This is a genomic window from Sulfuricaulis sp. (genome assembly GCF_049587675.1).
Taxonomy (GTDB): Bacteria; Pseudomonadota; Gammaproteobacteria; order Acidiferrobacterales; family Sulfurifustaceae; genus Sulfuricaulis.
On record NZ_JBAVEJ010000088.1, the window covers coordinates 19,623 to 37,675 of the forward strand.

General features: G+C 61.4%; 20 protein-coding genes. 8 read left to right on the forward strand and 12 right to left on the reverse strand.

What is annotated here, in order from left to right; genetic code table 11:
• The first annotated feature begins 2 nt into the window (after window positions 1-2).
• Together WB402_RS04610 and WB402_RS04615 are read left to right on the forward strand one after the other, a co-directional pair.
• Window positions 3-1,004 (forward strand): serine/threonine protein kinase, encoded by a 1,002-nt coding sequence (locus tag WB402_RS04610; protein ID WP_424205745.1) that lies wholly within the window; start codon window positions 3-5, stop codon window positions 1,002-1,004.
• A 29-nt stretch (window positions 1,005-1,033) separates the two neighbouring features.
• Window positions 1,034-1,561, forward strand: coding sequence for a gamma carbonic anhydrase family protein (locus tag WB402_RS04615; protein WP_424205746.1), 528 nt, complete (start codon window positions 1,034-1,036; stop codon window positions 1,559-1,561).
• Between the two features lie 19 nt (window positions 1,562-1,580).
• Here WB402_RS04615 and WB402_RS04620 read toward each other — a convergent pair whose 3' ends face one another.
• Entirely contained in the window at window positions 1,581-2,051 is a 471-nt protein-coding gene (locus tag WB402_RS04620; RefSeq protein ID WP_424205747.1) for a helix-turn-helix transcriptional regulator, read from the reverse strand.
• Window positions 2,052-2,124: 73 nt separating this feature from the next.
• Here WB402_RS04620 and WB402_RS04625 point away from each other — a divergent pair, with 73 nt between their 5' ends.
• Complete coding sequence (locus WB402_RS04625; RefSeq protein WP_424205748.1) at window positions 2,125-2,394, forward strand: helix-turn-helix domain-containing protein; 270 nt, start codon at window positions 2,125-2,127, stop codon at window positions 2,392-2,394.
• 61 nt (window positions 2,395-2,455) lie between these two features.
• Window positions 2,456-2,656: a hypothetical protein gene (locus WB402_RS04630; RefSeq protein WP_424205749.1), complete on the forward strand. Its 201-nt coding sequence runs from the start codon at window positions 2,456-2,458 to the stop codon at window positions 2,654-2,656.
• A 103-nt stretch (window positions 2,657-2,759) separates the two neighbouring features.
• Here WB402_RS04630 and aroE read toward each other — a convergent pair whose 3' ends face one another.
• From aroE to WB402_RS04685, 11 genes are all read right to left on the reverse strand, one after another.
• Window positions 2,760-3,599, reverse strand: a complete 840-nt coding sequence (gene aroE / locus WB402_RS04635; RefSeq protein WP_424205750.1) for a shikimate dehydrogenase — start codon at window positions 3,597-3,599, stop codon at window positions 2,760-2,762.
• Between the two features lie 99 nt (window positions 3,600-3,698).
• Complete coding sequence (locus tag WB402_RS04640) at window positions 3,699-4,712, reverse strand: sodium:calcium antiporter (protein WP_424205751.1); 1,014 nt, start codon at window positions 4,710-4,712, stop codon at window positions 3,699-3,701.
• 22 nt (window positions 4,713-4,734) lie between these two features.
• Entirely contained in the window at window positions 4,735-5,349 is a 615-nt protein-coding gene (locus WB402_RS04645) for a glutathione S-transferase N-terminal domain-containing protein (RefSeq protein WP_424205752.1), read from the reverse strand.
• On the reverse strand, window positions 5,346-6,215 hold the full coding sequence (gene ubiA, locus WB402_RS04650) for a 4-hydroxybenzoate octaprenyltransferase (protein WP_424205763.1): 870 nt from the start codon (window positions 6,213-6,215) through the stop codon (window positions 5,346-5,348). Before ubiA ends, WB402_RS04645 begins: the two co-directional genes overlap by 4 nt.
• Window positions 6,215-6,793, reverse strand: coding sequence for a chorismate--pyruvate lyase family protein (locus WB402_RS04655; RefSeq protein ID WP_424205753.1), 579 nt, complete (start codon window positions 6,791-6,793; stop codon window positions 6,215-6,217). Before WB402_RS04655 ends, ubiA begins: the two co-directional genes overlap by 1 nt.
• Before the next feature lie 306 nt (window positions 6,794-7,099).
• Window positions 7,100-9,172 (reverse strand): ATP-dependent DNA helicase RecG, encoded by a 2,073-nt coding sequence (gene recG, locus WB402_RS04660; protein WP_424205754.1) that lies wholly within the window; start codon window positions 9,170-9,172, stop codon window positions 7,100-7,102.
• 88 nt (window positions 9,173-9,260) lie between these two features.
• Window positions 9,261-9,716 (reverse strand): RidA family protein, encoded by a 456-nt coding sequence (locus WB402_RS04665; protein ID WP_424205764.1) that lies wholly within the window; start codon window positions 9,714-9,716, stop codon window positions 9,261-9,263.
• Window positions 9,717-9,824: 108 nt separating this feature from the next.
• Window positions 9,825-12,017, reverse strand: coding sequence for a RelA/SpoT family protein (locus WB402_RS04670; protein WP_424205755.1), 2,193 nt, complete (start codon window positions 12,015-12,017; stop codon window positions 9,825-9,827).
• A 4-nt stretch (window positions 12,018-12,021) separates the two neighbouring features.
• Window positions 12,022-12,327: a DNA-directed RNA polymerase subunit omega gene (gene rpoZ, locus WB402_RS04675; protein ID WP_424205756.1), complete on the reverse strand. Its 306-nt coding sequence runs from the start codon at window positions 12,325-12,327 to the stop codon at window positions 12,022-12,024.
• A gap of 324 nt (window positions 12,328-12,651) precedes the next feature.
• Window positions 12,652-13,257 (reverse strand): guanylate kinase, encoded by a 606-nt coding sequence (gmk, locus tag WB402_RS04680; RefSeq protein ID WP_424205757.1) that lies wholly within the window; start codon window positions 13,255-13,257, stop codon window positions 12,652-12,654.
• A gap of 102 nt (window positions 13,258-13,359) precedes the next feature.
• Window positions 13,360-14,403 (reverse strand): YicC/YloC family endoribonuclease, encoded by a 1,044-nt coding sequence (locus WB402_RS04685; RefSeq protein WP_424205758.1) that lies wholly within the window; start codon window positions 14,401-14,403, stop codon window positions 13,360-13,362.
• Here WB402_RS04685 and WB402_RS04690 point away from each other — a divergent pair.
• The 4 genes from WB402_RS04690 to rdgB all read left to right on the forward strand — a co-directional run bounded on the left by WB402_RS04690 (window position 14,402) and on the right by rdgB (window position 17,897).
• A complete protein-coding gene (locus tag WB402_RS04690) occupies window positions 14,402-15,343 on the forward strand; it encodes a serine/threonine protein kinase (protein ID WP_424205759.1) in 942 nt (313 codons plus the stop codon). The two genes, WB402_RS04685 and WB402_RS04690, sit on opposite strands and share 2 nt — an antisense overlap.
• A 4-nt stretch (window positions 15,344-15,347) precedes the next feature.
• On the forward strand, window positions 15,348-16,304 hold the full coding sequence (locus tag WB402_RS04695; RefSeq protein ID WP_424205760.1) for a PP2C family protein-serine/threonine phosphatase: 957 nt from the start codon (window positions 15,348-15,350) through the stop codon (window positions 16,302-16,304).
• Between the two features lie 46 nt (window positions 16,305-16,350).
• Window positions 16,351-17,067: a ribonuclease PH gene (gene rph, locus WB402_RS04700; RefSeq protein ID WP_424205761.1), complete on the forward strand. Its 717-nt coding sequence runs from the start codon at window positions 16,351-16,353 to the stop codon at window positions 17,065-17,067.
• 227 nt (window positions 17,068-17,294) lie between these two features.
• The gene (rdgB, locus tag WB402_RS04705) at window positions 17,295-17,897 is read left to right on the forward strand and encodes an RdgB/HAM1 family non-canonical purine NTP pyrophosphatase (protein ID WP_424205762.1); all 603 of its coding nucleotides are present in this window, start codon (window positions 17,295-17,297) and stop codon (window positions 17,895-17,897) included.
• Window positions 17,898-18,053: the final 156 nt, after the last annotated feature.

Sequence of the window (18,053 nt, forward strand, 5' to 3'; positions counted from 1 at the left end):
TGATGACCGCCCCCCACTCTGCATCCCACCCCTACGACGCGCTGACGCCCGAGATCATCCTTGAGGCCGTGGAAACCTATGGCATGCGCTGTACCGGGGGGCTGCTCGCGCTCAACAGCTACGAAAACCGTGTCTACCGTGTGGATACCGAGGACGGCGCGCCGTACGTGGCCAAGTTCTACCGACCCGGCCGCTGGGACGAGGCCACCATCCTCGAAGAACATATCTTCGCGCAGCAGCTGGCCGAACACGAAATCCCCGCCGTGGCGCCGCTGGCGCGCCGCGATGGCGCGACGCTCAATCATCACGGCGGTTTTCGTTTTGCCGTCTTTCCGTGGCAGCCGGGACGCGCGCCGGAATTGAACTCGCGCGAGGACCGTGCCCTGCTCGGACGCTATCTCGGCCGACTGCACCGGCTGGGCGCGGCCGAGCCGTTCCGTCACCGGGCGCGCCTCGGCATCGAAGAATTCGGCCACCAGTCGGTGCGCTATCTGAAAGAGCACGATATCGTCCCGGAGGAATTGCGCGAGTCGTTCTTCGCCATCACGACTTATCTATTCCCGCCCATCGAAGCCGCGTTTCGCGCCGCCGACGATGCCGCGTGGATACGGCTACATGGCGACTGCCACCTCGGCAACATTCTTTGGACCGACACTGGCCCGCATCTGGTGGATTTCGACGACTGCCTTACGGGCCCGGCGGTTCAGGATTTGTGGATGCTGCTCTCCGGCGAGCGCGAGGAAATGCAAATCCAACTGGCCGACGTGCTGTCCGGCTACGGCGAGTTCATGGAATTCAATCCCGCCGAACTGCGCCTGGTGGAGCCGCTGCGCACGCTGCGGATGTTGCGCTACATGGCTTGGCTGGCCGAGCGCTGGGACGATCCCGCGTTCCCGCGCAACTTTCCCTGGTTCAACACGCGACGATACTGGGAGGAGCAGGTGCTCGCGCTCAAGCAGCAGGCCGCGGCGCTGGACGAACCGCCGCTGTCGTGGATGGCGTAGCGCGCCGGTTTTTTTCTATAATCGCGGCCATGGCCATCCGTCCCTACAAGAACATCCTGCCCACAATCGGGCCCCGGGTTTACGTCGACGAGGCGGCAACCGTTATCGGCGATGTCGTCGTCGGCGAGGACACGTCTATCTGGCCCATGTGCTCGGTGCGCGGCGACGTGAATTACATCCGCATCGGCGCGCGCACCAACATCCAGGACGGCAGCATTCTCCACGGCACGCATGATTACGAGGGCGTGCCGGGCGGCTGGGCGGTGATCGTCGGCGACGATGTCACCATCGGCCATCAGTGCATCATTCACGGCTGCACCGTCGAGTCACGTTGCCTCATCGGCATGGGTTCCGCCATCCTCGACGGCGCGATCCTGCGCGCCGGTGCCTTCCTCGGCGCCGGCAGCCTGGTCACGGAAGGCAAGGAACTCGAAGGCGGTTATCTGTGGATGGGCCGCCCGGCGAAGCGGGTGCGCGAGCTGACCGCGGAAGAAAAGGCCTGGTTCGAATACTCGGCCGGGCATTACGTGAACCTGAAAAACGATTACCTGAAGTAAGCGAGGCCGCCCTTCCGTCTCAGCGTTTTGCGCGCGGTTTCCGCCGCGCCGGTTTTCTTTTCCCCGCCCCCCCCTCCGTCGAAACCAGGGTGGATACGATCGCCTGCGCGTGACTGCGCTGTTGCGGCTTGAGACGGCGGTATTTTTCCAGCAGTTTTTGCTCTTCCTTCGACAGCGCGGCAGGTCCCTTCCGCTCCACCCGGTAAGCCCCGGCCTCTTCCGCCACGCGGTTCAGATTGGTCGAAGCCACGCCGGTGAGGATGTACTGCACGTCCATGCCCAGCCGGGCGCAGGCGGAAAGCAGGTCCGCCGGAATCGGCGTGCCGCGGCCGCCCGGTCTCTCGTAGTTGATCACCGTCCATTTGGTCACTCCCAGCGATTCAGCCAGTGCCGTCTGGCTCAGGCCGAGTCGGGTGCGCTCTTCCCTCAGTCGTCCCGGTGATGAACTTTTTACACTACCTGTATTGACAGGTGTAATTTTTTGCACCATGCTTTCTTGACAAGGACATGAAAATGTAATGCTGAATAACTTCAGCTAAATCCTAACACAGGGAAGAACAAGAATGGATTACCTGGATATGAAATACGCGCTTGCCAAAAAGGGCTATACCCTTACCCGGGTGGCCGAAGAACTGGGTCTGTTCGGACCGCAATCCGTGCAACAGGTGCTGACGCGCAAATACATCAGCGCCCGCGTCGAAAAACGCGTTTCCGATATCACCGGCATTCCGCTGGAAGTGCTTTTCCCGGGCCGCTATCTGCCGACGAAACCGCACCGGCACGCGGACGTTTCGAATCAGCTTGATAAAAACCGTAACAGCGGACGGACGTGAAGTACGAATCAAGCTGAACATGTATGGCGAATTTCACTCATTGCCTGAACCAGGGGGAGACATGTCGAGACCGTTCCGCAAACTTGATCCCGAGAAAGTCATCAAACTCAAACGCCAGGGCTTATCGAATTCCCTGATCGCCCAGCGTCTGGGTGTGACACAGGGCGCGGTTTACCACGTATTGCGCAAAATGGATATCACCGGTGGGTGCGACACCGACATGGTGCCCGGTGCTCTCGCGCGTGTTAGTGACAATTATTGACCCGGCACGATAGTTCATGATGGCGGCCGCTGATGACTTGGATCCCGGGCCGGTTGAATGACAACCCGCCACAGAGAATCAAGAAATTCATGCCGCCAAAAAATTAACCCCCCTTCCGCATGGCGGCAATCACGTGTTTCGTCTCCGGCCGCACGCCACGCCAGAGCAGATACGATTCCGCTGCCTGCTCCACCAGCATCCCGAGGCCGTCGGCGGCGGTTGCGGCGCCGTGCAGCATAGCCCACTCCAGGAACGGCGTGGGCTTGTCACCGTACATCATGTCGTAGGCGACCGCCCCGGAGGTGAACAGGTTCACCGGCAGCGGCGGCACCTCGCCTTTCAAACTTGCGCTCGTGCCATTGATCACGACATCGAAGCGCTTGCCGACAAGATCGTCGTAGCCAACGGCCTCGACCTTGCCGATATGCGCGAAGGTCTTGGCAAGTTCCTTCGCCTTGGAAACCGTGCGGTTGGCGATGACGAGCACGGCGGGATTCTGCTTGAGCAGCGGCCCGAGCGCGCCGCGGGCGGCGCCGCCCGCGCCCAGCACCAGAATTTTTTTGCTTCGCAGGAGAATGTTCAGGTTCTTCGTCAGGTCATGCACCAGGCCGGTGCCGTCGGTGTTGTCGCCGAATATTTTTCCGTCGGGCTCGAAACGGATCGTGTTGACCGCGCCTGAGAGCTTCGCGCGATCGCTCAGATTGTCCGCGAGCCGATACGCCTCGAGTTTGAACGGCACGGTGATGTTGAGCCCCTTGCCGCCCTCGGCGCGAAACTGCTCGACCGCCTCGACAAAACCGTCGGTATCGACCCACAAGGCGGTGTATTCGATGTTATGACCGAACTGGTGCGCAAACTGCTTGTGTATCACCGGCGACTTGCTGTGGGCGACGGGATTGCCCATCACCGCGTAACGCGCCGGGGTTGTGTCTTTTTCCGCCATAATTACCGCCGTTCCAACCTCAAAATCCAGGCGGCCTATTCTAGGCCATTGCCCGCCGACCAGCACGAGGATGGCGTCCAGCGCCACGGAATCCGGTGGCTATATCAGCACGGTGATCAGATAAGCGAGATAACAAAATCCGTTGAATAAAAGATGCTTGGGGCGAAGTTTCCCGCGGCGCAACATGAATAACAAATAGGCGCTGGCGACGATGGTCAGGGCCAGCCCCGCCATCACCTCCCGGCGCGGCTCCCAGGGCGTCAGCAGAATCCCGAGCGCGGGCAGGAGCGAGCCCTGGAACACCATGGCGCCGGTAATGTTGCCGAAGGCGAGCGTGTCCTTGCGTTTGCGGATCCAGATAATGCTGTTGATCTTCTCGGGCAATTCGGTGGCGACCGGCACGATCAGCAGCGCCAGCGCCAGTGCCGAGATGCCGAGCCAGGCGGACAACTGCTCCACGCCCTGCACGAAACCATGCGCACCAAACACGATCAGCGCCAATCCCATCCCCAGCTGCACCAGCACCGTAAACAGGTTTTCCGGCACGTTGATGCGCCCCATCAGCCGCACCAGGAACAGCGGCTCCCCCGCCTTGGTGGCATGTCCGTCAGCAACCAGGCTGGCCGAGGCGCGGATGGTGAGCATGAGGTAGATGAAGTAGACAAGCACCAGCGATAGCGCGATCAATGCACGCATCCAGGTCGCTTGATGCGGGACGAATATCGCGGCCGCACTCATGGCGAAAGCCAGCAGAAACCACTGCAGGTCGCGCGTCAGTCCGGAGCGCTCGGGATGGAACTCGTCCTGCCAGCCGCGCTTGTGTACGGCGAAGACCGTCATCAGGAACAGCGTGAGAGTGGACAGCATCAACGGCGCTCCCAGGATCGCGCCCACGCTCACCTCCTCGCGCACCTCCTGGGTGCTCGCGGTGGAAAGGATCGCCACGATCGGCACCATGGTCTCGGGAAGGGCCGTGCCCACCGCCGCGAATATGGAGCCGGTCACGCCTTCGGAGATTTTAAGCCGCTCTCCCAGGTGCTCGAGGGCATTGGTGAAGGTTTCCGCACCGATCAGGATAACGAGCAGCGCAATGAGAAGAACGCCCAGGGTCATGTCAGGAATTCCGTTCTGATTCCTATTTCTTTTCCATGCCGGGTGGCCGGGTTTCGATCAGCGACGGGCGTGCGCTCACGCCGGCGAGCCACTGCGCCAACCGCGCATGGCGGCCGCGCCAGTTATGCGGGTAACGGAAGTCGATGTATTCGAGCGCCACCGCCATGACCAGGTCGGCCAGGGTGAAACGATTCTCCATGAGCCACGACTCCCGGCTCAGGCGCTGCTCGGTGTATTCAATCGAGCGCGCGATTTTGTCTTCCTGACGCCGGACGTTTTCGGCCGACTGTTGTTCAGCGGGCCGCCGCAATTCAAGCAGGCGGCTCACGGTGGCGTCCAGCATGCCGTCGGCCAGGGCCTGCCAGCGCAGCGTCTCCCAGCGCGCCACGCCCGAGACGGGGAGCAGCGCCGGCGTCTTGAGCGAATCGAGATATTCGACGATCACCGGAGAATCAAAAAGAACATCGCCATTGTCGAGCACCAGCGCCGGTACCTTGCCGAGCGGATTGAGCGCAGGAATCGGGCTGTCCGCAGCCCAGGCATCGGCCACGACAAACTCGCAGGCGAGATTCTTTTCCCGGATCAGGATGCGGACCTTGCGCACGTAGGGCGAAGTCAGCGACCCATACAGTTTCATGCCATTGTCTCCCACAGATAATGCAGCACCAGCCCGGTGAACACCGCGGCGCCGAACCAATTGTTGTTCAGAAAAGCGCGAAAGCAGCCGTCACGCGTGCGTTCGTGCATCAGCTTTTGCTGATACAGCGCGAACCCGAATGCTGCCGCCAGGCCGGCATAATACCGCAAACCCAGGCCAGCGAGCGCGCCCGAGTACGCCAGCAGCGACAGCGTGAGAACATGGAAAAGCAATACCATCGCGCGGTCGTGGCGGCCGAACAGGATGGCGGTGGATTTCACTCCGACCTTTTGATCGTCGTCCCGGTCCACCATGGCGTAGGCCGTATCATAAGCCACCGCCCAGCACACGTTGGCAGCAAACAGTATCCAGCCTACGGGCGGAATACCGCCGGTTTGGGCGGCAAACACCATGGGGATACCCCAGCCAAATGCCGCCCCGAGATAAAACTGCGGCAGGTGCGTGAAACGCTTGACGAACGGATAGGACGCGGCGAGAAACGCGCCGGCGAAGGAAAGCAGGATAGTCAGGCGATTGAGCGTGAGCACCAGCGCGAAGGCGATGAAACACAGCACCACAAACAGCGCTAGCGCCTCGCGTGGACTCACGCGTCCGGCGGCGATCGGCCGGTCGCGCGTGCGTTCCACGTGCGGGTCGAAATCGCGGTCGGCGTAGTCGTTGATGACGCAACCGGCAGAGCGCATCAGCACCACGCCCAGCACGAACACGGCAAGCACGTGCAGATCGGGCTGGCCGTGTGCGGCGATCCATAACGCCCACAATGTCGGCCAGAGTAGCAGCAGGATACCGATCGGCCGGTGCAGGCGCATCAGCCGCGCATAGTCCTTGAGCCGTTCCACGAACATCATTCCATGAATTCAGGAATGTCCGGCAGAAAAAACTCGCACACCAGCAGTGGCTTGCCGCCGAGCCGGAACAGCGAACGCCGACCCCAGATCACCTCAGGTTTGGCGCGCAGATGGCGCGCCGCCAGGCCGTAGACTAAATCGGCGGGCGTAAGACAGGTGACTTCCACCTCGCTGCGCTGCATCGACGGGTCGGCGAACAGCACCGCCCCGAGGGAACGCGTGCCGAGACGGGCGAAGCGGTGGAATTTGCGCGCCAGCGTCGGCGGTGGAATGATCGTGCGCGCGTAGACCCACGGCGAATCGCCACACATCAGCTGCACTTGGCGAACCACGGCACGCGTACCGTGCCGCATGCCGACCGCGCGCGCTTCGCTGCACAGCGGACGCGCACGCCGCTGGTCGAGCAATTGGACATGAAAGTGCTGGTGGCAATGACCGATCAGGCGCTCGGTGAGCGAGGCCGGATCCAGCAGCCACGGCAGGTATTTTTCCGGGATCCCGGCGCGGTTGAGCCGCCGGACCGGTCGCCACAGCGGCTCCGTGCATCGTGGCGACACCGGGCTCACAATTGCCATGCAATGTTATCAATGATTTATGGGTGCCGAATCGTAGCAGAAACGGCCTATCCGGTCAGCGGAAACAGGAGGCTGTAACATCCCACCTTCCTTTGGGAAATCTTATAGAGAAGAGACTGTGCCACGCCACGCGCAATTTAAGAACAACAATCATTTTGCGGAGAAATAAGTGAACATTTCGGCGTCTATCCCGCGCGCATGGCTCAAGTCGGCTATTTTTCTGGGCGCCGGCTTGCTGAGGGGCCGAACACAGGAGAGGATTTCCTGACGGTGATGCTGGCGCGCGAATTCTAGCGTTCCGGATGTTCAGACGTTGCCGTAGGTTTCGGCACCACTGAGCCAGCGCCGCACGATGGGGTCCACGCTCTCGGGATGCTCCTTGAGGAGCAGGTCCGCCAACTGCTGCACGCGCGGAAGCAAGGCATGATCTCGCAGCAGATCGGCGATGTGAAATTGCGGCATGCCGGCCTGGCGCGTGCCCAGCACCTCTCCCGGGCCGCGCATCTCCAGGTCGCGCCGCGCGATCTCGAACCCGTCGCTGGTCTCGCGCACCGCCGCGAGCCGCGCCCGCGCCATCTCCGACAGCGGCGCTTGATACAGCAGTACGCAGTGGCTTTCGACCTGGCCGCGGCCGATGCGGCCGCGCAGTTGATGCAATTGCGACAGCCCCAACCGCTCGGCATTTTCTATGATCATGAGTGAGGCGTTGGGCACATCCACGCCCACTTCGATGACGGTGGTGGCGACCAGCAAGTTGATCTCGCCGCGCTTGAACGCGGCCATGATTTTTTCCTTTTCCGGCGGCTTCATGCGCCCGTGGATCAGCGCCACCTTGAGTTCAGGCAGCGCTTCGTGCAGCGCCTGCGCGGTATCGGTTGCGGTTTCCAGTTCGAGTGTCTCCGACTCCTCGATCAGCGGGCAAACCCAGTAGGCCTGGCGGCCGGCGGTGCAGGCATCGTGGATGCGGCTGACGACATCGGCGCGGCGCACGGCCGGCAGCGCCACGGTCTCGACCGGTTTGCGTCCCGGCGGCAGCTCGTCGATCACCGACACGTCGAGATCCGCATAGAGGCTCTGGGCCAGGGTGCGCGGAATCGGGGTGGCCGTCATGATCAGCTGGTGCGGACGGCGCGAGCCCACGCGCCCCTTCTCGCGCAGCGCGAGGCGCTGATGCACGCCGAAGCGGTGCTGCTCATCGACGATGATGAGTCCCAGGTCGGCAAATTCAACGTCTTCCTGAAACAGCGCCTGGGTGCCGACGGCAATGTCGGTCTGGCCCGATCCGATTTTTTCGAGCGCGTCCTGGCGCGCACGGCCGTTGAGCTTGCCAGAGAGACCGGTCACGACAACACCGAGCGGCTCGAGCCAGGCGGAAAAATTTCGCAGGTGCTGATCGGCGAGCAGCTCGGTCGGCGCCATCACCGCCACTTGCAAGCCGCTTTCGATGACGCCCAGACTCGCGCAGGCGGCGACGATGGTCTTGCCCGAGCCGACGTCGCCCTGCACGAGACGCTGCATCGGATACGACTTGCTCAGATCGGCCAGGATTTCATCCAGCACCCGCTGTTGTGCGTGCGTGAGCTGAAATGGCAGACGCGCGAGCAACTGCTGCATCAGCTTGCCTTCCCCGCTCATGGCGGGCGCGCTTTCCGTCTGCACTTGCGCGCGCAGACGCTTCAGGCTCAGGTGATGCGCCAGCAGTTCTTCGAAGGCGAGGCGCGTGACCGCCGGATGTTTACCCTGCGCCAACAACTCCACCGACGTGTGCGGCGGCGGCTGATGCACCAGCGCCAGCGCCTCGGTCAGTGTGGGCAGACGCAGCTCCTGCAATACGGCGGGCGGCAGCCGTTCCTCGATTTTTTCGAGATATTTTTCCAGCGCCTGGCGCGCGAGTTTGCGCAGGCTCAGTTGATGCACACCGGTGGTGGCCGGATATACTGGCGTCAGGTTTTCCTCCACCTTGGCGTGCTGTGCGCCATCGGTGAATTCGTACTCGGGATGAATCATCTCGAGACCCGCGGGACCAAAGCGAACCTCGCCGAACAGGCGCAGACGGCGGCCGCGCGTGAGGTTCGCCTGTTGCGCGGCAGTGAAATAAAAAAACCGCAAATGCAGATGGCCGGTGCCATCGCTCACGCGGCAGATCAGGCTGCGCCGGCCGCGGAACACCACGTCCGCCAGCTCGATCTCGCCCTCGACCACGGCCTCCATCCCGGGCCGCAGGCCTCCCATGGGCAGAACGCGCGTGCGGTCCTGGTAACGCAGGGGAAGATGGAACAGAACGTCCTGCACGGTGTACAGGCCGAGGCGTTTAAGCTTTTCCGCGAGCTTGGGTCCGACTCCCTTGAGACTGGTCACCGGCAGTGAGGCAATATCCATAAATACCAAAACTCACCGCAAAGACGCAAAGAGCGCAAAGGTTTAAATTTGATTAGAAAGCAGAATAACCAGATCGGAATTTGTTTTGTTAAGAAGATTTTTTGGTTTTAACTCTCAAACGCTTTTCTTTGCGTCCTTTGCGTCTTTGCGGTGAAGGTTTTTTTTCCAGAACCATAATAGCATCCATTTCCACCGCCGCGCCCTTGGGCAGCGCGGCAACGCCGACCGCCGCGCGCGCCGGATAGGGTTCGCGAAAATACTGCGCCATCACTTCGTTCACCAGCGGAAAATACGCCAGATCGATGAGAAACACGTTGAGCTTCACCACGTCCTGTAGGCTGCCGCCGGAAGCCTTGGCCACCGCGCCCAGGTTTTCAAATACGCGCTGGATTTGCGCGCGCATGTCGCCGCTCTCCAGCGTCATGGTTTCCGGAATCAGCGGAATCTGACCGGCGAGATAAACGGTATCACCGGCCCTGACGGCCTGGGAATAAGGGCCGATGGCCTGCGGTGCTTTGTTGGTTTTGATCACATCTTTCTTCATCGTTAAATTCCAAAATAATAAATAGGCATGATTAACAGGATTATTCAGTGATACCAACATGGAATGCGCTGCATTTATAATTTTTTTGAATCCTGTTAATCCTGTGAATTAACCTTTCTTGCGGTTGATCCGCACCACCGATTCGATCGCCCGGATGCGACGCATGATCTGAGCCAGATGCCCGCGGCCGCGCGCTTCGAGCGTGAAGTCCATGGTGGTGTACTGGCCGTCACGATCGTCGAACGTGACGGTGTCGATGTTAGCGCCCTGCTCGGCGATGGCCGCGGCGATCGCCGCGAGCACGCCGCGCTGGTTCTTGACCTCGACCCGGATGCTCACCGGGAACACGGTCTGAATGTCCTTTTCCCACTGCACGTCGATCCACTGTTCCGGGTGCTTGCGGAACTTGGCCACGTTCGGACAATCCTCGGTGTGCACCACGATCCCGCGCCCCGCGGACAGAAAACCGAGAATCGGATCGCCCGGTATCGGCCGGCAGCAGCGTGCATAGGTCACCACCACGCCCTCGGTGCCGCGGATGGCGAGCGTCGGCGCCTTGTCGCGCGCCGGCCGGCGCTTGAACAGTCCGAAGAAACGATGCTCCTCCCCGGTTTCGACCTTGGGCGCCTCCGGCACGAGTTGACGCGCCACCACCGCTGCCAGCCGGTTGCCGAGTCCGATTTCGCCAAGCAACTGGTCCCAGTTGAGGAGCTTGAGGGATTTCAGCAAGGATTGACGGCTTTTCTCGGTCAGTTGTGACGGATCGGTGCCGAGATCCTTGAGCGCCTGCTCCAGCAGCCGCCCGCCGAGCTTGGCCGATTCGTTCAACTTCTGGTTTTTGAGGAAACTGCGGATATGCGCACGCGCCTTGCTGGTGACAACGTAAGTGAGCCAGGCGGGATTGGGATGGCTCCATTCCGCGGTGATAATCTCGACGTGATCGCCGTTGCGGAGGGTGGTGCGCAAGGGCACCAGTTGATGATTGACCTTGGCGCCGATGCAGCGGTTACCGACGTCGGTGTGCACGTCGTAGGCGAAGTCGATGACCGTGGCCTCGCGCGGCAGTTTCTTGATCTCGCCGTTCGGCGTGAACACGTACACCTCGTCCGGAAACAGGTCAACCTTGAGGTGCTCGAGAAATTCGCTCGGGTTCCCCGCTTTTTGCTGGGTTTCCAGCAGGTCCTTGAGCCACTGCAAGGCGCGCTGCTGCATCGGGTCGGCGGCTGTATCGCCGCTTTTGTACAGCCAGTGCGAGGCCACGCCGGCCTCGGCCACGCGATTCATCTCGCTCGTGCGGATCTGCACCTCGATGGAAACCCCGAAGGGACCGAACACCACCGTGTGCAGCGACTGGTAGCCGTTGGCCTTGGGAATGGCGATGTAATCCTTGAACCGGCCGGGGATCGGCTTGTACAGATTGTGAATCATGCCGAGCGCGCGATAACAGTTGTCCGCCTTGTCCACGACGACGCGAAAACCATAGATATCGTAGACCTGGTCGAACGACAGGTGCTTCTGCTCCATCTTGGCGTAGATACTGTAGAGGGTCTTCTCACGACCGACGACCTCCGCAGGCAGGCCTTCGCGTTCCAGCTGGTTGAGAATGGCGGTGCGGATCTTTTCGACAATCGCCTTGCGGTTGCCAAGACGCTTGCGCACCGCCTCGGCGATAATGCGATGGCGCATCGGGTGCATCGCGGCAAAGGCCAGATCGCCCAGCTCCATCGCCCACTGGCGCACGCCGAGACGGTTGGCGATGGGCGCGTAGATGTCGATGGTTTCGCGTGCGATCGCGCGGCGGCGGTCGGGATTCAACGCGCTGATGGTGCGCATGTTGTGCAGTCGGTCGGCGAGCTTGATGAGAATGACGCGGATGTCGCTCGCCATGGCCAGCAGCATCTTGCGGAAGTTCTCCGCCTGCGCCTCCTCCTGCGACTGGAATTCGATGCGGGTGATCTTGGAAACGCCGTCCACCAGCGCGGCGATGTCCTCGCCGAACTCCTCGGCGATGCGTTCCTTTACCGTGGGCGTGTCCTCGATTACATCGTGCAGGATCGCGGCGGTGATGCTCTTGGCGTCGAGATGCATGCCCGCGAGGATGCGGGCGACTTCGATGGGGTGGTAGATGTAAGGCTCGCCGCTGACGCGGATCTGCCCTTCATGGGCCTCGGCGCCGAACAGGTAGGCGCGATAGACGTCAGCGACGTCCTTCGGATCCAGGTAGGTTTCGAGAACCGCGCACAGGTCGCTGATCTGAAACCGCTGGCCGGGTGACGGCGTCGCCGCAACGGCGGACGGCACCGACTCAGGCTTCGGTTCCGCCCTCTTTGCCGGCGGCGGGGGCAACGTCGATCCCGCCGGTTTGGTTTTGGTCGGTTGTGTCTTCATCGGCCTCAAGTCCGGCTTGCGGCGCTTCCTCGTCCAGGATGGCATTGGTCACGAAACCGCCGGCGATCTCGCGCAGGGCGAGCACTGTGGGCTTGTCGTTTTCGCGCTCGACGCAGGCTTCCGCGCCATTGAGCAACTGGCGCGCACGACGCGTGGCCACCAGCACGAGCTGAAAACGGTTATCAACATTATCCAGGCAATCTTCTACAGTAATACGGGCCATACCTATACCTCGGTCATCTGACAGGAAACGCGGCGGTGCCGCAGGGTTTAATACTATATAAAGCTCGCGCCCGAGCCAGCGGACCGGGCGGTCAGGGACATGCAGCTCAATGCATCTTACTGATATGCGGCGGGTTTTTCCAGCCAGGGAACCTCTGATTAAGTTCGCTCGGGTGAGCCCTTCGATTTAGCTCAGGACAGGCCCTCGAACCATGAACAGATGGCGGTCCTGTAATTACAGTGTTTGCCGCTCACCCCCTTCGGCTGGCTCAGGACACGCTTCGACCAGCTAAGGGCGAACGGAATGACTTAAATCTGAGCTTCCCTAGGCCCCGGCAAGCAGTGCCTGGATATCGACCTGGACCGGCCGGGGGGTACCGTCTCCGCGAATGATGGCCTGCAAGTCCTTCAGGGCAGTCTCGAAATCATCGTTGACCACCATGTGGTCGAATTCCTGATAGTGGCTCATTTCCGACACCGCTTCGCGCATGCGCCGGGCTATCACTTCCGGCGTGTCCTGGCCGCGGTTGGTCAGACGTTCCTCCAGCACCACGCGCGACGGCGGCAGGATGAAAACACTGACCGACTCCGGCATCTTTTCCTTGATGGCGCGCGCGCCCTGCCAGTCGATATCGAGAATGATGTTCTTGCCCTGGCGCAACAGATTCTCGGTCGCGGCGCGCGATGTGCCGTAGGAATTGCCGAAGACATTGGCATGTTCCAGAAACCGGTCGGCCGCCACCATCTCGTCGAACTGTTGCTGATTCACGAAATAATAATGCACCCCATGCTGCTCGCCCGGACGCGGCGCGCGCGTCGTGTGCGACACAGAGAACGCCAGATCCGGCAGGCGCTCGACCAGCGCCTTGGCGAGGCTGGTCTTGCCGGTGCCGGAGGCGGCGGAGAAAATAAAAAGTCTTCCCTTATTCATCACAAAAAATAGACAGGATTAACGGGATTGGTCAGGATTCACAGAATTAAAGATAAATTTGTATTTATAAAATGAATCCTGTTAATTCTGTGAAATTTATAGTTACTCGATATTCTGGACCTGCTCGCGCATCTGCTCGATCAGCACCTTGAGTTCCACGGCGACATTGGTCAGGCGCGTGTCGGTGGACTTGGACGACAGCGTGTTGGCCTCGCGGTTGAGTTCCTGCATCAGGAAATCGAGGCGCCGACCGGCGGGACCGGCCTGGCCAAACACGCGGCGGATTTCGGCGAAGTGCGCCGTGAGCCGGTCGATTTCTTCGGTTACGTCGGACTTCTGCGCGAACAGGACGATCTCCTGCTCGAGGCGCGCGGGGTCGAGCTGTTGCTTGATTTCTTTCAGACGCGTCTCCAGACGTTCGCGAAATATCCGCACCGCCTCCGGAATCAGTTCCTTCGCCTTGACCACCAGCTGCTCCATGGCCTGCAAGCGCTGCAACATGAATTCCTGCAGGCGCGCGCCCTCGCGGGTGCGCGTGGCGGCCAGTTCGTCGAGCGCGGCCGCGAGTGCTTCGAGCGCCGCGGCGCCCAGGCTGTCGACATCCAGAGGCGGAACCTTGAGCACGCCCGGCCAGCGCAGGATATCGATGGCGCGCAGCGGCGAAAGGTCGGTGTAAAGTCCACGCAGGTGGCCGGCGGAAACCAGCAGCCGCTGCACCTGGTCCTCGTTGAGCTCGATCGCGCCCGCCGCCGCCTCGCCCGCCTGGAAGCGCAGGGTGCCGTCCACCTTGCCGCGTGCCAGACGCGCATTGATCAGCTCGCGCACACGCGGTTCGAGCACTCGCAGCTCTTCCGGCAGGCGCAGCGCGATCTCGAGATAGCGGTGGTTGACGGAACGCAGCTCCCAGGTCAGTGCACCCCACGGCGTCGCGGCCTCACGGCGGGCGAAGGCGGTCATGCTGGCGGTCGGGGATGGAGATTTGGCGGGGTTCATGGCAGCGCGGATGGTAAACCGCGGGTTTGCCGGGAGCAAATCCGGACCGCGGCAGTCCAATTTCCCCGACCCGCGGTTCCGGCCATATATAATCAGAGTTGGAAACACCGAGCGCGGGCCAAGCCCGCCGGTCAACACCGAACCGGATTTCATGACAAGCACCGAAGCCCTACCCTCTGGCTACCTGCTGCACCAGTACCGCATCTCCAAGATCCTTGGCGGTGGCGGCTTCAGTATTGTCTATCTGGCGCGCGACACCCGGACGAAACAGCTGGTGGTGATCAAGGAATACATCCCCGGCGAACAGGCCACGCGGCGCGACGGCGAAAACGTCGAGAGCCTCTCGGTCGACACGGCCACGACCTTCAACACCGGCTTGAAACGCTTTCTCGACGAGGCCAGCGCGCTCTCCAAGATCAACCATCCGAACATCGTGCGCGTGATCGACTTCTTCCGCGATAACAACACCGTTTACATGGTGATGAACTACGAACAAGGCAAGGACCTGCGCTGGTACATCAAACGCCACGACGGCCGCATGAGCGAAAAATTCATCCGCACCGTCTTCCCGCAACTGCTCGTCGGACTGCGCGAGCTGCACAACCATCGCCTGCTGCATCTCGACATCAAGCCGGCTAATGTCTATCTGCGACCGGGCGGGTCGCCGTTGCTGCTCGATTTCGGCGCGGCGCAATCGCAGTCCGTGAACGAACGCAGCCGCGGTCCGCATACGCTGACGCGCGGCTTCGCGCCGTACGAGCAGCACACGCGCGGACATATCGGTCCATGGACCGATCTTTACGCCTTCGGCGCCACCATGTGGGCGTGCATGTGCGGCAAGGCGCCGCCACCGGCGCTCAAGCGCGCCGAAAGGGACACTTACAAGCCGGCGGTACGCCAGTTTGCCGGGCGCTATTCGCGCCCGCTGCTCGAAGCCGTGGACTGGTGCCTGCAGATGGACCAGATCCAGCGTCCGCAGAAAGTGGATGACCTGCTCGATTTCCTCAACAAGGAACCGGCCGAAACGCCGGAACCGCCGCCGGAATCCTTTCTCGATCGCCTGACCCCGAAGTTCTGGCGCGGACGTAAATGACGCCATGAAATACCAGATCACGCAATTCAGCCTGCGCGGCGCGCGGCGCGTCAACGAAGACCGGGTGGGCTACGCCGAACGCGACAACGCCGTGATCATGGCCGTGGCCGATGGCCTCGGCGGACATCGCGGCGGCGAGGTGGCGGCGGAGATCCTGGTACAAACGCTATTGCATACCTTCCAGACGCTGCGTCATCCGGTCGTGCAGCGCCCCTCGGTGTTCCTCGCGCTCGGCATCCTCCAGGCGCATCATGCGATTATCACGCGCGGCCAGGACAGCCAGCCGCCGATCGAGCCACGCACCACCTGTGTCGCCTGCCTGGTGCAGAACGGTTATGCCTACTGGGCGCATGTCGGCGACAGCCGCCTGTACCTGTTCCGCCAGAATCGTTTCCTGCTGCGCACGCAGGATCACACGACCATCGAGGAACTGCACCAGGGCGGGCTGCTCACCGAGAAGGAAATGCTCGACCATCCGCAGAAAAGCCACCTGCTCAACTGCCTCGGCGCCGCCATCACGCCCACGATCAGCATGGGCGAAGAGACCTTGCTGCAACCCGGCGATATGCTGCTCGCCTGCACCGACGGCCTGTGGGAAGCGCTCGCGCCCGAGGAGATCGCGCACTACCTCAAGGCCAAGGCGCTTGATGAGGCGGTGGAGGAAATGCTGTTAGCGGCGCAAAAGAAAAAACAGCAGGCCTGCGACAACGTCAGCGCCGTGTGCCTGCGCTGGGAGGATGCGATCACCAAAAACCCGCCGCTGCAAGGCAACGCCGTGGCGAATATCAACGAGGCGATGCTGCGCGAAGAAGCCAGGCATCATCTTCCCCATGTTGCCAAAATGCCGCCGAGAAAATCCACGGTGGCTTCCGAAGAAACCGCGGATGACAAGAACAAACCGCTCGAAAGCCGCATCCAGGAGATCGAGGACTTCCTCAAGAAGTTCGAGCCCAAGGGCTGAACCTGCTAAACTCCGCCGGTCTTTTTACTCCCAAAGCCGAGAATCTATGCGACCCAGCGGACGCCGTCCCGATCAATTACGCGACATCCGGATCACCCGGAACTACACCAAACACGCCGAAGGCTCGGTGCTGATCGAGTTCGGTGAAACGCGCGTGATCTGCAACGTCAGCGTCGACGAAAAAGTGCCGAACTTCCTCAAGGGCAAGGGCCAGGGCTGGGTCACGGCGGAATACGGCATGCTGCCTCGTTCCACCGGCAGCCGCATGCACCGCGAGGCGGCCTCGGGCAAGCAGGGCGGACGCACCATGGAAATCCAGCGCCTGATCGGGCGCGCGCTGCGCTCGGCCGTGAACATGAAGCAACTGGGCGAGCGCACCTTCACCGTGGACTGCGACGTGATCCAGGCCGACGGCGGCACGCGCACCGCGTCCATCACCGGCGGCTGCGTGGCGCTGGTGGACGCCATCAACCATCTGCGTGCGCGCAAGCTGCTCGATGCGAATCCGCTGCAACACCTGGTAGCTTCGGTGTCCACCGGCATCTTCGGTCGCGAAGCGGTGCTGGACCTCGACTACGCCGAGGACTCCAACGCCGGGACCGACATGAACTTCGTGATGGACGACGCCGGCGGCTTCATCGAAATCCAGGGCACCGCCGAATCCCAGACTTTCAGTCTCGAGGAAATGCTGGCGATGACCAAGCTCGCGCAAGCCGGCATCCGCAACCTCATCGACCACCAGAAAAAAGCTTTGGGAATCTAAGAGAACCACTGATTAATTTAAAAATGTAGGGTAAGGCGGAGTTTTCGCCAATGTCCAGTGGACATTGGCGCCGCCGAACGGGTGCAACGGGTTTTGTTGCACCCCGGGCTGCAAGCTCTGCGCACCGATCGACAAAAAAATGGTGCGTGGGACACACCCTACGTCGAATATTCAGAGCTTCATCAGTTTTAATCTTTTTTTAATCCTGTGAAATTTTCTGCTTCACAATGACCAAACACATTGTTCTAGCATCGAGCAACCCCGGCAAGGTACGCGAGATCAACCAGATGCTCGCGGGCCTGCATCTTTCCGTGGTTCCGCAATCCGACTTCAAGGTTATGGATGCGGAAGAAACCGGCCTGACTTTCGTCGAAAACGCGCTGCTGAAAGCGCGCAACGCCACGCGCCACACCGGCTTGCCCGCGATCGCCGACGATTCCGGCATCGAGGTGGATTATCTCAACGGCGCGCCCGGCATCTATTCCGCGCGCTACGCCGGCAAGAACGCGAGCGACGAACAGAACCTGCGCAAGCTGCTCGACGATCTCGTCGGCATCCCGGAAGCCGAACGCACTGCGCGTTTCCAGTGCCTGATGGTTTACCTGCGCCACGAGTTCGATCCCACGCCCATCATCTGCCAGGGTACGTGGGAAGGACGTCTATTGCTCGAACCGCGCGGCGCGAATGGCTTCGGCTACGATCCGATTTTCTTCGTGCCGACGCATAACTGTTCCTCGGCCGAGCTGCCGCCGGAAGTAAAAAATAAATTGAGTCATCGGGGGCAGGCATTGAGATTGTTGGTCGCGGCGCTGGGGCATACACACCTCTGACGTCATTCCTGTATTTGTTGTCATGCCCGCGGAGGCGGGGAATCCAGGCGTCGTCCCCGCGAAGGCGGGGACCCAGGCCTTGAATGGTATCGCGCGCCTTGCGCGCGATCTCAACAGCTTATTGCGGGTGGCTCCGCCCCTGCACCCTGGGTTACC